Origin of the sequence: Pseudoalteromonas sp. S4741, from assembly GCF_005886135.1 — a bacterium.
In the GTDB taxonomy this organism is placed as follows: domain Bacteria; phylum Pseudomonadota; class Gammaproteobacteria; order Enterobacterales; family Alteromonadaceae; genus Pseudoalteromonas; species Pseudoalteromonas tetraodonis.
Genome location: NZ_PNCN01000014.1, coordinates 1 through 12,826 on the forward strand (window position 1 = coordinate 1; position 12,826 = coordinate 12,826).

A 12,826-nucleotide genomic window follows, 5' to 3' on the forward strand; every position below is an offset into this window, starting at 1 on the left:
GTTTTATTTTTATGGGGCTACTCTTAAGACCAATCTGAAGGTAAGTGCGGCGAAGGTAAATGTGGTGGCGATGCTAAGGCCAAAAAAGAAGGCAAATGTGGCGAAGGTAAATGTGGTGGTAGCCACTAAACTTTTCTTTTTCCGATAAGTGAGAGGGCCATTAGGCCCTTTTTATTTAATATGAGGTTTTATTATGGCTCAAAATCAAACGCCTAACTTTGGCATGGTCGGTTTAGGCTTGCGAAGAGAAATGCTAGATGAGCTTGAGCATGCCATACCAAAACAAATTGAGTTTATGGAAGTGGCCCCTGAAAACTGGTTAAAGTTAGGTGGGCGCTTTGAAAAGCAGTTTAAACAGTTAACCAATACTAATCACTTTGTTTGCCATGGTTTGTCACTTTCCATTGGCTCGCCTGAGCCACTAGACCTTGAATTTGTAAAGTCGTTAAAACCGTTTTTTGATACTCATAATATTAAAGTATACAGCGAGCATTTAAGTTATTGTTCAGGAAAAGGACACATGTATGACTTAATGCCAATTCCTTTTACTGAAGAAGCGATCAAACATGTCGTTTCTCGGGTTAAACAGGTGCAAGATATTTTAGAACGCCCGCTAGCGCTGGAAAATGTGTCTTATTATGGCGCGCCTGGACAACAGTTAACTGAGCTTGAATTTACAAACGCTATTTTAGAACAGGCTGATTGCCAGTTACTACTAGATGTAAATAATATTTATGTTAATTCAGTTAATCATGGCTACGATGCACATGCCTTTTTAGCTGCATTGCCAACTAACCGAATTGCTTATGCCCATGTTGCAGGGCATTACAACGAAGCCGAGGACTTGATTATAGATACTCATGGCGCCGATGTTATTGATCCCGTATGGCAGTTGCTCGATAGCGCTTATGAAACACATGGTGTATTTCCGACGCTGTTAGAGCGGGACTTTAATATTCCACCTATTAACGTGTTAACCAAAGAGCTGGATATAATTCATCAATTACAAGCAAAGCACCTGCGGCTGTTATCCACTGAGCAAAGTGCTTAAACAGTCCTATGCAGCTAGTAATAACAACAGCATGGTTTTAAAAGAGTATTAACAATGAGTTTTATCGATATTCAAAATGAGTTTATGGCTCATATTCGCCAGCCCAACACGAACCCTTGCCCAGCAGATGTTGAAGACAGACGTATGGCTATTTATCGGGAGCTTTTTTTTAATAATATTAATGGGTTTGTTTCATCAGCATTTCCAGTTTTAAAAACACTCTATAGTGAGCAACAGTGGCTATTACTGGTTCGTCAATTTTTTAGTGAACATGATTGCCAGTCTCCTTACTTTTTAGATATTGCTGAAGAGTTTATAACGTATTTAATGACAAGTTATGTGCCCAAAGAGTGCGACTCTGTGTTTATGCTAGCGCTGGCGCATTATGAATGGATTGAGCTTGATGTATCGGTAACTCAGGCTGACTTGAATGAGAGCGAACTGGTAACGAATCAATTAACCCAAAGCCCTTTATATTTATCTAAAACGGCACGTAACTTAAGCTATGAATTCCCCGTACAACATATTAGCGAAGCGTTTCAACCGCAACAGCCCTCTGAGCAGCCACATTATTTTGTGGTGTACAGAGATAAAGACGATGAAGTACAATTTTTAGCAACTAATGCGATGACCGCTATGCTGTTGTCTATTATTGACAATAACGCAGGAAGCACATTTGCGCATGTTTGCCAGCAAGTCAGTGAAAATGCACCTCAATTTAGCCTTGAGCAAATAACTCAAGGCGCATTAAGTACCTTAACGGCTATGGCACAGCGTCAAATTATAGTGACAAAAAATCAAGATTAAGCTCTTTATAGATTATTTCACATCGTCTATTATAACGCCTTTATTTGTTGTGCTTAATAAAAGGTTGTACCGATGTCAGATGATAAAGAGTTTAAAGACCCGTTTAATGCGGCTTACTTTTTTGCATTTTTAGCCGTGTTTGCTGGAATAGGGTGTTTAAATGCTATTTTAGGTTGGATCACCAGCTTGACGTAATTTTTGCTTTATTTCATAAGGCTGTTGTTTTCATCAGCCTTATATTTTTTTATCTTGTTTACCCTTCCTGAATTTTTATAACTACCGCAAACTCGCAATTTACGCTCACTTAAGGTTATAATCACCTGCTTTGTAATATGAACCATTGAGCAGTTAAAATTATGACTCAAGTAACACCAGCAATTATCAAAAACAGCATTACTACAATTGCTGATTACCCTAAAGCGGGCATTATGTTTCGCGATGTAACAACCCTAATGGCAAACCCTGAAGCGTTTAAAGCAACCATAGATGCATTTATTAACGCCTATAAAGATCAAGGTTTTACTAAAATTATTGGCACAGAATCGCGTGGCTTTATTTTTGGTGCACCGCTATCTTATGCCTTGGGAATTCCTTTTATCCCTGTTCGCAAACCTGGTAAATTACCGCGCGAAGTTATTCGCCAAGATTACCAACTCGAATATGGTGAAGATACATTAGAGCTTCATACTGATGCAATTGTAGCCGGTGACAAAGTTTTGCTAGTTGATGACTTGTTGGCGACCGGTGGTACAATTGAAGCAACAGCCAAGTTGGTTGCAAAATTAGGCGGCAACGCCACAGATGCAGCATTCGTTGTATCGTTACCTGAACTAGGTGGGGAGCAGCGTGTTGAAAAAATGGGTATTAAAATCCTAAAATTGGTTGAATTCGAAGGCGAATAATCGATGAGTTATCAGGTTCTAGCGAGAAAATGGCGTCCTCAAACCTTTCATGAATTGGTTGGGCAGTCTCATGTTAAACAAGCGCTGGTTAATGCGCTGAATCAAAATAGACTGCATCACGCTTATTTATTCACTGGAACCCGTGGTGTTGGTAAAACTACCATTGCGCGTATTTTTGCTAAAAGCTTAAATTGTGATGAGGGCATTTCTGCCACACCATGTGGTCAATGTAGTAGCTGTGTTGATATAGAAGCAGGGCGCTACATTGATTTACTCGAAATAGATGCGGCCTCACGCACAAAAGTTGAAGATACTCGCGAAATACTCGATAACGTTCAATATGCGCCAACCCGCGGACGCTATAAAGTGTACTTAATTGATGAAGTACACATGTTGTCAAAGCACAGCTTTAATGCCTTATTAAAAACGCTCGAAGAGCCACCTGAGCATGTAAAGTTTTTACTGGCGACCACCGATCCACAAAAATTACCGGTAACTATTTTATCGCGCTGCTTACAGTTTAATTTAAATGCCTTGTCGCAAGCTGAAATTAAGCAACAGCTTGAGCATGTTCTTACGCAAGAGCAGCTCAATTTTGATAATAATGCCCTAAGCATTATTGCTAAAGCAGCCGATGGCAGTATGCGAGATGCGCTGAGCCTAACCGATCAGGCTATTGCTCAAACAAATGGCGATATTAATAATCAAGCTGTTCAAGCCATGCTTGGTTTAATGGATACCCATTATAGTCAGAGTTTACTCGCTGCATTACTCGCGCAGGATGGCGCAGCCTTAATGGCTGAAGTTGCCCAAGTCGCGAGCAGAAATCCTAATTATATTGCACTACTTGATGACTTAATTGCACTTACGCATATTATTCAATTAAGCCAATTAGTGCCTGAAGCGGCAGCACTTGATAGCAATAATGCTGACTACATTAAGCATGTTGCAGCGCACACTCATGCTCAGCAAATTCAAGTGTATTATCAGTTATTACTGAATGGCAAAAAAGATTTACAGTGGGCGCCTGAGCCACGCTTAGGGTTTGAGATGATTATGCTACGATTGTTAGCATTTCAACCTGAGCACTCACAAACAACGCATTCAGCGCCTAGCTCGCAACCCGCGCCAGAGCAAAATGCCGCAGGGCGTACCAATGCATTGCGTGATATTTTAAATAAAAATAAACCAGCGCAGAGCAATAGCACTGAAAGTCAGCCATCAATACATAATGCACAGCCAATAGAGGCTGCTGAGCCTGAGGTTTCGCGCTCTGATAATAGCCCGACTCACATTGAGCAAGAGTCAACACAAAGTCAGCCAAACGTGTCTGATACAACGCCAATGAGCGATGAACAAGCGCAGCGTCAAAGCGAAGATGATGTCTACATGCAGCACAGCGATGTAGAACAAACCATTGCAGCGCAATACGATGATGTAATGAGTAGCGCGGTTGATCAAGGATTTAATCCTGAGCTATCAAACGTACCTAGTAGCACTGAGCATTCAGCGCCAACAATGGCCGAGCAAGAAGCACGTGCACAGTCTGCAATAGCGCGTATTTTACGTGACAGAAATATTTCCGGTGCGGGTAAACTGTCAAGCGCAGCAACCGATAAACCTGTTGTGCCAAAATCGACCCCTGCTAGGCCCGTCGATAAACCTATTAGAAATACACCTCAAACTGTAGCGCAGGAGCCGCCTCCATGGGATAGTGAGACGGGTGATGAGTTACCAAAAAAGCCAGCGCTCCCCATGTCAGGGAGCAAGCCACAGGTAAGCACTAAACCTGCAAATAAAGTTGACTTTAAAGCGAAGCACCAAACAATTACCGAAAATCTTGCACCTGAGCTATTAGAGCAAATTAATCCGCAAAAACCGGCTCCTGCTGTTGAACAAGCACCAAGTATTCCGGTACCGGATGATTTTCAAAGCCCCATCAGTGAAATTAGATTTGCCCATCAACAAGATGAATGGGCTTATTTAATTAAGCGAATGGGGCTTGGCGGGCGTATGCGCCAGTTTGCCTTGCATTCAATTTTTACCAAGCAAGATAATCATTTTCATATTGAAGTGGATGAATCGCAAAAGCATTTAGATACGCCTATGCTGCGCCAAAAGTTAAATGTGGCGTTATCTGCTATTTATGGGCATAACGTTGAGCTAAATATCGACTTTGCCAGTGGGGTGATTGACTCGCCTTATCTGATTCAACAAAAAATTGATGCAGGTCGTCACCAGCAAGCGATTGATGTGATCACAAGCGATGAAAATATAGTACAATTTCAACAGCTATTTAGCGCTGAAATTGACGAAAACAGTATTCAGGCATTGTAATTAACTATCAGTGCCCTTATTTATATTTCAGTTAATGTATTAAAAGAAAGAGAGACGATTATGTTTAAAGGTGGAATGGGTAACATGATGAAGCAAGCGCAGCAAATGCAAGAGCGCATGCAAAAAGCCCAAGAAGAAATCGCAACAATGGAAGTCGTTGGTGAAGCTGGTGCAGGTTTAGTTAAAGTAACCATGCTTGGTAACCACAACGTGCGCCGTGTTGAGCTTGATGAGAGCTTAATGGAAGACGACAAAGACATGATTGAAGATTTATTAGCTGCAGCATGTAACGACGCTGTGCGCCGTGTTGCCGATGAAACGCAAGAGCGCATGGGCAAAGTAACAGGCGGTATGCAATTACCACCTGGTATGAAAATGCCGTTCTAAGCAACTATGCAACTTTCAGATAGTTTAACATCGCTTATTGAAGCACTGCGTTGTCAGCCCGGCATTGGTCCGAAGTCTGCTCAGCGTATTGCGTTTCATTTGTTAGAGCGCGACCGCAAAGGCGGTGCTCAACTTGGTAATGCCCTGACTAAAGCAATGAATGCTGTAGGTCATTGCCAATCGTGCCGCACATTTACCGAGCAAGCGCATTGTGATATTTGCTTAAGCACTAAACGCCAAGACAGTGGTATTTTATGTGTTGTTGAATCGCCAACGGATGTACTGGCCATTGAGCAAACAGGTCAATACAAAGGGCTTTACTTTGTATTAATGGGGCATTTATCACCGATTGATGGCATAGGGCCTAAAGAAATTGGCCTTGATGTACTTGAGCAAAAGCTCGCGCAAGGCGGTATTAATGAAGTCATTTTAGCCACAAATCCTTCGGTTGAAGGCGAAACAACGGCGCATTATATTGCTCAGCTTTGCCACAAAAACAATGTGGGTGCATCGCGTATTGCTCATGGTATTCCTGTTGGTGGTGAGCTTGATTTAGTCGATGGAATGACGCTTATGCATGCATTTAGTGGTCGGCGCTTAGTCAGCCATGAATAGTTTATTTTAAGCTTAACTATTTGAACTTATTTTAAAAGCCTACATACATTTTGTAGGCTTTTTTATTGCCTTTGATGCAATATAAATAACAACTTAAGGATGGTATGGCTGCAATAACTCAAAGTGCTAATGTGATTGTTGATGACTTTATCGCACCTGTTTGCCATGAACACACAGAAATCATTTATTAAGATGATGATATTTTGTTGATCAATAAACCTAGCGGTTTGTTAAGTTTATAGGGTAAAAACCCTCTTAACTGGGATTCGGTTCACTATAGGCTTGTTAATGGTCAACAAGGCGTTACCGCAGCGTTTCCTAAAGCCATATTACCCCACCGTTTAGATTTGGGTACCTCCGGAGTGATGGTGGTAGCACTTAACGCGCAAGCAGCTAAAGCACTGAATCTGCAATTTCAATACCGAAGTGTTAAAAAACAATACCGCGCAATGCTCTCAGGGTTGGTTGCTGTGTCTCAAGGAGTGATTACTGCGCCTATAGTAAAAGATAAAATGCTATTTCCGAAAGTGAAAATTTGCCACCACAGCGGCAAACCCGCGCAAACTGAATTTAAAGTGGTTAAACGTTTTCACAAAGAGTAAAAAACCTTAGTCGAATTTACTCCTATAACTGGACGCACTCATCAACTTAGAATACATAGCCTAACGTTTGGCTACCCTATACTAGGGTGTGATTTATATACAAATGATTGCAGTGAGCAGAGAACTCAACGGTTATTATTACATGCCAGCGACTTATTTTTTGTGCATCCACGCACTGATAAGCTAATGCACGGGCATGCCGCAACGCCTTTTTAGTTGATTAAGCCTTTTAAAGTGTCTTTGAATGGGGTTTTTTTATATTTTTTTACTTGAAGTTCTCACACCTCCCCCCATATTAAGTGCATAACGCAGACACTTTGCAAATTGGAGATACATAAATGACTGCAGCACAAAAAGAAACATTAGGCTTTCAAACAGAAGTAAAACAATTATTAAACTTAATGATTCATTCGCTTTATTCTAATAAAGAAATATTTTTACGTGAGCTTGTATCAAATGCATCTGATGCAGCCGATAAATTACGCTTTTTAGCGTTATCAAACGGCGACTTATATCAAGGTGATGCTGATTTACGTGTACGTATTAGTGCTGATAAAGAAGCTAATACGGTAACCATTTCTGATAATGGTATTGGTATGACACGTGATGAAGTGATCAGCTCTTTAGGTACAATTGCAAAGTCGGGTACCGCAGAATTTTTCAAAAACTTAACGGGCGACCAAAGCAAAGATTCACAACTTATTGGTCAATTTGGTGTGGGCTTTTACTCAGCGTTTATTGTGGCTGATGAAGTGACAGTGCGTACCCGTAAAGCAGGGGAGACAACAGCTGTAGAGTGGCAATCAAAAGGTGAAGGTGAATACACGCTGCAAGAAATTGAAAAACAAGGCCGTGGTACAGACATTATTCTACACCTACGTGAAGAAGAAAAAGAGTACGCAGACGAATGGCGCCTTCGTAGTATCGTGACTAAATACTCTGATCATATTTCTACACCAGTACAAATGTACAAAGCAGAAGTACCAGAGTCTGAAGGCGAAAACGGTGAGAAAATTCCAGCAGTTCCTGGTGAGTGGGAAAGCATTAACCGTGCTACGGCATTGTGGACGCGTGATAAGTCTGAAATCTCTGAAGATGAATACAAAGAATTTTACAAACATGTAAGCCATGACTGGGAAGATCCACTTAGTTGGGGGCATAACAAAGTTGAAGGTAAAACTGAATACACCAGTTTGTTATACATTCCGAAAAAAGCGCCGTTTGATTTATGGAACCGTGAGCGCCAAAGTGGCTTAAAATTATACGTGCAACGTGTATTTATTATGGATGATGCTGAGCAGTTTATGCCAAGCTACCTGCGTTTCGTTAAAGGTTTATTAGATTCAAATGATTTACCACTGAACGTATCGCGTGAAATACTTCAAGATAACAAAGTGACCCAAGCTATCCGTAAGGGGTGTACGTCGCGTATTATTAAAATGCTTGAGCGTATGGCGAAAAACAAAGCCGATGATTACCAAACGTTTTGGAATGAATTTGGTCAAGTAATGAAAGAAGGCCCAGCAGAAGATGCGGCTAACAAAGAGAGCATTGCTAAGCTGCTACGTTTTGCTTCAACGCATACCGATTCAGACACTCAAGATGTATCGCTTGAACAATACATTGAGCGTATGAAAGACAGCCAAGATAAAATTTACTATGTTGTTGCTGACTCATTTATTGCAGCTAAAAACTCACCGCATTTAGAAATTTTCCGCAAAAAAGGCATTGAAGTTTTACTACTAAGTGACCGTGTTGATGAGTGGATGATGAGCCACTTAACTGAATTTGCAGACAAGCAATTTCAATCAATTACTCGCGGTGATTTAGATTTAGGTGACTTAGACGACGAAGAAACGAAAAAAGCACAAGAAGAGTCTGAAAAAGAAGTTGCAGGCCTTATTGAGCGTATTAAAACCGCATTAGGTGATGATGTTAAAGAAGTACGCTTTACACATCGTTTAACCGATTCGCCAGCCTGTGTGGTGAGCGACGACAACGACATGAGCTCGCAAATGCAAAAGCTGATGGAGTCAGTAGGTCAAGCAGTGCCAGAAGCTAAACCTGTGTTTGAGCTAAACCCTGAACACCAGATTGTTAAGCATTTAAATGATGAGCAAGACGAAGATAAATTTGCGCAGTGGTCACATGTATTGCTAGATCAAGCATTACTAGCTGAGCGCGGTACGCTTAAAGATCCAACTGGATTTGTCACTCGCTTAAATAAACTTATGCTTGATTTGAGCAAATAAGTATTAAAAATCAATGATTGAGTAAAAAGGGAACGTTTGTTCCCTTTTTTATGCGCTGGAGCATAGAGTTTATTGATTTGTAAAGGTTAAATTTTCTGCATAGGCGCTGCCCGAAAGGGTCTGTCTGCCTACATGGGGGGTGGCAAATGGCGTGAGCAGGACGCAGAAGCTTTGCTCGATTTTTACACAGTCTACTAGGTTGCAAAGCTTGTGCCGCTATTAAAGTGCCCCTGGCTTGCACAAATATTAATCCGCAAAGGCCAACAGACTCTAGACAATTAGTATAAGTTACTTGAGTATCTGCGGCGCTTGTGGAAGAATTCAGACTTTAAAATAAACTCTCATATTAGGGGACAATGATATGCGCATTATTCTTTTGGGCGCGCCGGGTGCAGGTAAAGGTACTCAAGCTCAGTTTTTAATGGATAGATACGGTATTCCACAAATTTCTACCGGTGATATGCTACGAGCTGCAATTAAAGAGGCCACACCACTTGGCCTTGAAGCAAAAAAAGTAATGGACGCAGGTCAGTTAATTTCTGATGACATCATCATTGGCCTTGTTAAAGAGCGCATTGCAAAACCTGATTGTGAGAAAGGCTTTTTACTTGATGGCTTCCCACGTACCATTCCACAAGCTGATGCAATGAAAGACAATGGCGTTGTCGTTGATCATGTTATTGAGTTTGATGTTGCTGATGAAGTAATTGTTGAGCGTATGGGTGGCCGTCGTGTTCATCCTGGTTCTGGTCGTGTTTATCATGTTGTTTACAATCCACCAAAAGAGGAAGGTAAAGACAACGAAACAGGCGAAGAGCTTATTATTCGTGAGGATGACACAGAAGAGACAGTTCGTAAACGCTTAGGCATTTACCATGAGCAAACAATGCCACTGGTTGACTACTATCAAGCAGAAGCGCAAGCAGGTAATACGCAGTACCATAAATTAGACGGTACTCAAGCGGTTGAAGCTGTAAGCAAGCAACTAGCTGAGCTTTTAGGTTAATTTTTATCTAAAATTAAAAGCATAATTAAAAAAACCGCTTTATAGCGGTTTTTTATTATCTGAAATTTGACCTTTAAAGCGTTTTAAGCTTTTCAATAACGCTATCGTATTCAGGCTCGGTTGATAAGCTACTAACTAATTGTTTATATATAACTTTATGGCTTTTATCGAGAATAAAAACAGCGCGAGTAAGTAACCCCATATCTTTAATTATTAACCCATACTTTTGGCCAAAATCACGCCATACAGAATCAGAAAGTGTCGTAACTTTATCGATATTTTCTGCTTTGCAAAAACGTTTTTGTGCAAAAGGTAGGTCGGCACTAATCGTCAACATGGCTACGCTAGGAAACTGTTGCGCTACTTTTTCATTAAAATGTTTTGTTTGCAGGCTACAAATACCAGTATCTAAGCTTGGTACTACGCTGATCAATATAGCCTGTCCTTGGTAATTTTCTAATGTAATGGCAGTAAAGCTGTCGTCGACCACTTTAAAATTTGGCGCATCAGCACCGACTTTAAGGCCTTGGCCTAGTAACGTAACAGGTTTACCTTGCGCTGTTACTTTTCCTGCATCTAAGGTGTTTTCAGGTAACTCTGATGCAAAACTAGTGCAACAAAACAGGCTTAATGCAAAGGCTAATGAACGACGCATGGATTTTTTCCTTTTAAGAATTAACGTAATAGTGGTGAGTGTATTATACAGTGATGGAGTTACCAAGCAGAATAATTGACGCGTTTATTTTTCCCTAAAATTGTAAATAAGCAATACTTTGATTAATATGTATATATAATAAATAGGTAATGATTAATAATATCGGTGCCTTTATTTTTTGCGGTGTCAGCGTACAACAAGTTTTAAAATAGAGAGATAATATGTCAACATCGGTTTTAATTTGTGATGATTCAAAATTAGCTAGACGTCAATTAGCTCGCTCTTTACCCGATGATTGGGATATTAAAGTTGAATTTGCATGTGACGGTGTAGACTGCATAAAACAAATAACTAAAGCCCTGCCTGAAATTCTTTTCCTTGATTTAAATATGCCAGAAATGGACGGTTATGGCGTGCTTGCTGCAATGAAAGAGCAAGGACTCGACGTTCTCACTGTTGTGGTATCAGGCGATATTCAACCGAGTGCGCATCAACGTGTGCTTGAGCTTGGCGCCATAGATTTTATTCAAAAACCGTGTTCCCCCGAAAAGCTTGCTGCCATTATTGAACATCATGGTATTAGAGATAGAGCACTGCGTGAACGCATGTCTCACTCGTTAGGTGAACAAGTTGACCCTGATGTTCGTGATATATATCAAGAGCTGACTAATGTTGCCATGGGTCAGGCGGGAGATTTACTGGCAAGACTGCTTAATGTATTTGTTAAGTTACCCATTCCTAATGTTAATGTTTTAGAAGTCAGTGAGCTCAACATGGCGTTAAGCTATGTTGATACCAATGACACTACATCGGGTATTTGCCAAGGCTTTATAGGCGGCGGGGTATCTGGCGAGGCATTATTACTTTTAAATGACTCTAGTTTTAAAGAAATAGCCTCACTGATGAATTACGAAGGTGAACTAAACGACAAGGTTGAGTTAGAGTTGCTAATGGATGTAAGTAACATTTTAATTGGCGCTATTTTAACCGGCTTGTCAAAACAGCTCGACATGACCTTTAGCCAAGGGCATCCAATAGTTTTGGGGCAGCATCGGGACGTTTCTGAACTTGTTCAGTCGAATAAGTCGCGCTGGCAACGGACTCTAGCCATAGAAATAAGTTACGGTATTGAAAATCATGATATTAGTTGTGATTTAATGTTGCTCTTTACTGAAGATTCACTGAAAACTTTGAAATACAAAGTTGCTCATCTACTAGAAGATTAAATATTTATGCCAGCTGATTTAGATGTGAATGAAATCCATTGGTTAATGGATATGTTTAATACGGTTGATGTCGGTCTTGTTATACTCGATCGAGAATACAAAGTGCATGTATGGAATGGTTTTATGGAAAATCATTCTGGTTTGTTACCGAGCGCTGTGAAAGACAAAGACTTATTTGATTTATTTCCGGCCATTGATGAAAAATGGTTTAGAAGTAAATCTGAGTCAGTGTTTGTATTAAAGAATCGTTCATTTACTATTTGGGAGCAACAGCCTTATATTTTTCGTTTTAAAAACTACCGACCAATTACCGGTAAAGCGGACTATATGTATCAAAATGCCACGTTTATCCCACTTACCAATGTGCGAGGCGAAGTCGAGCATATTTGTATTATTATTTACGATGTGACAGATATTGCGGTTAACAAAAAAGAACTAGAAGAGTTAAATAAAAAACTAGAACAAGTAAGCCAAACAGATAGTTTAACCCAGCTTGCCAATAGAGGGCACTGGGAGCATTTATTGCACCAAGAATTTTTACGAACGAAGCGAAACAAAGGTTGTTGCTCGTTATTAATTTTTGATATTGACCACTTTAAAAAGGTAAATGATGATTTTGGACACAGTGCTGGAGATGTAGCACTTCGTCATGTAGCGAGTTTACTGAAAACTGCATTGCGTGAAACAGACATTGCTGGGCGATACGGCGGTGAAGAGTTTGTTGTTACTTTATTAGATACCGATAAACAAGGGGCTATTGTATTTGCTGAACGCTTACGCCAGCTAATTGAAACCTCTCCGGCGAAATACAATGAGCACACGCTGCATTTGGCCATTAGTGTGGGTGTTGCGTGTTTTGATGATCAATTTAAAGATCACGAACGTTGGATTGAAGCTGCCGATAAAGCGCTTTACCATTCAAAAGAAACAGGTCGAAATAAAGTGTCGGTATACGCTGATATAAAAAATGATGCTTAGGCATCATT

The 12,826-nt window shown here is 40.5% G+C and carries 12 protein-coding genes and 2 pseudogenes; 13 read left to right on the forward strand and 1 reads right to left on the reverse strand.

The window, feature by feature from the left end:
• Positions 1 to 48: 48 nt before the first annotated feature.
• The 11 genes and pseudogenes from CWC30_RS19195 to adk form a co-directional block, all read left to right on the forward strand.
• A pseudogene (locus CWC30_RS19195) lies at positions 49 to 129 on the forward strand (HvfA family oxazolone/thioamide-modified RiPP metallophore); the annotation flags it as partial.
• Between the two features lie 64 nt (positions 130 to 193).
• Entirely contained in the window at positions 194 to 1,051 is an 858-nt protein-coding gene (locus CWC30_RS02080) for an HvfB family MNIO-type RiPP peptide maturase (RefSeq protein ID WP_138626296.1), read from the forward strand.
• Between the two features lie 54 nt (positions 1,052 to 1,105).
• Positions 1,106 to 1,858 (forward strand): HvfC family RiPP maturation protein, encoded by a 753-nt coding sequence (locus CWC30_RS02085; protein WP_138626297.1) that lies wholly within the window; start codon positions 1,106 to 1,108, stop codon positions 1,856 to 1,858.
• Positions 1,859 to 1,930: 72 nt separating this feature from the next.
• Positions 1,931 to 2,053 carry a hypothetical protein gene (locus CWC30_RS19020; RefSeq protein ID WP_255314607.1) on the forward strand — a complete coding sequence of 41 codons (123 nt, stop codon included), beginning with the start codon at positions 1,931 to 1,933 and terminating at the stop codon, positions 2,051 to 2,053.
• Positions 2,054 to 2,214: 161 nt separating this feature from the next.
• A complete protein-coding gene (gene apt, locus CWC30_RS02090) occupies positions 2,215 to 2,760 on the forward strand; it encodes an adenine phosphoribosyltransferase (protein ID WP_013465193.1) in 546 nt (181 codons plus the stop codon).
• A gap of 3 nt (positions 2,761 to 2,763) precedes the next feature.
• Positions 2,764 to 5,097, forward strand: a complete 2,334-nt coding sequence (dnaX, locus tag CWC30_RS02095; RefSeq protein WP_138626298.1) for a DNA polymerase III subunit gamma/tau — start codon at positions 2,764 to 2,766, stop codon at positions 5,095 to 5,097.
• Between the two features lie 60 nt (positions 5,098 to 5,157).
• Positions 5,158 to 5,484 carry a YbaB/EbfC family nucleoid-associated protein gene (locus CWC30_RS02100; RefSeq protein WP_013465191.1) on the forward strand — a complete coding sequence of 109 codons (327 nt, stop codon included), beginning with the start codon at positions 5,158 to 5,160 and terminating at the stop codon, positions 5,482 to 5,484.
• A 6-nt stretch (positions 5,485 to 5,490) separates the two neighbouring features.
• Complete coding sequence (gene recR, locus CWC30_RS02105; RefSeq protein WP_036982332.1) at positions 5,491 to 6,099, forward strand: recombination mediator RecR; 609 nt, start codon at positions 5,491 to 5,493, stop codon at positions 6,097 to 6,099.
• 200 nt (positions 6,100 to 6,299) lie between these two features.
• Positions 6,300 to 6,917, forward strand: a pseudogene (locus CWC30_RS02110) (RluA family pseudouridine synthase).
• A gap of 122 nt (positions 6,918 to 7,039) precedes the next feature.
• Positions 7,040 to 8,953 carry a molecular chaperone HtpG gene (htpG, locus tag CWC30_RS02115; RefSeq protein ID WP_036982337.1) on the forward strand — a complete coding sequence of 638 codons (1,914 nt, stop codon included), beginning with the start codon at positions 7,040 to 7,042 and terminating at the stop codon, positions 8,951 to 8,953.
• Positions 8,954 to 9,314: 361 nt separating this feature from the next.
• Complete coding sequence (gene adk, locus CWC30_RS02120) at positions 9,315 to 9,959, forward strand: adenylate kinase (RefSeq protein ID WP_138626299.1); 645 nt, start codon at positions 9,315 to 9,317, stop codon at positions 9,957 to 9,959.
• 73 nt (positions 9,960 to 10,032) lie between these two features.
• Here the strand turns inward: adk and tpx are convergent, their stop codons facing one another.
• Positions 10,033 to 10,614, reverse strand: a complete 582-nt coding sequence (tpx, locus tag CWC30_RS02125) for a thiol peroxidase (protein ID WP_036982343.1) — start codon at positions 10,612 to 10,614, stop codon at positions 10,033 to 10,035.
• A gap of 221 nt (positions 10,615 to 10,835) precedes the next feature.
• On the opposite strand from tpx, the gene CWC30_RS02130 reads away from it, so the two are divergent.
• Together CWC30_RS02130 and CWC30_RS02135 are read left to right on the forward strand one after the other, a co-directional pair.
• Positions 10,836 to 11,840 (forward strand): response regulator, encoded by a 1,005-nt coding sequence (locus tag CWC30_RS02130; protein ID WP_138626300.1) that lies wholly within the window; start codon positions 10,836 to 10,838, stop codon positions 11,838 to 11,840.
• A 6-nt stretch (positions 11,841 to 11,846) separates the two neighbouring features.
• The gene (locus tag CWC30_RS02135; RefSeq protein ID WP_138626301.1) at positions 11,847 to 12,818 is read left to right on the forward strand and encodes a sensor domain-containing diguanylate cyclase; all 972 of its coding nucleotides are present in this window, start codon (positions 11,847 to 11,849) and stop codon (positions 12,816 to 12,818) included.
• The last annotated feature ends 8 nt before the right edge of the window (positions 12,819 to 12,826 follow it).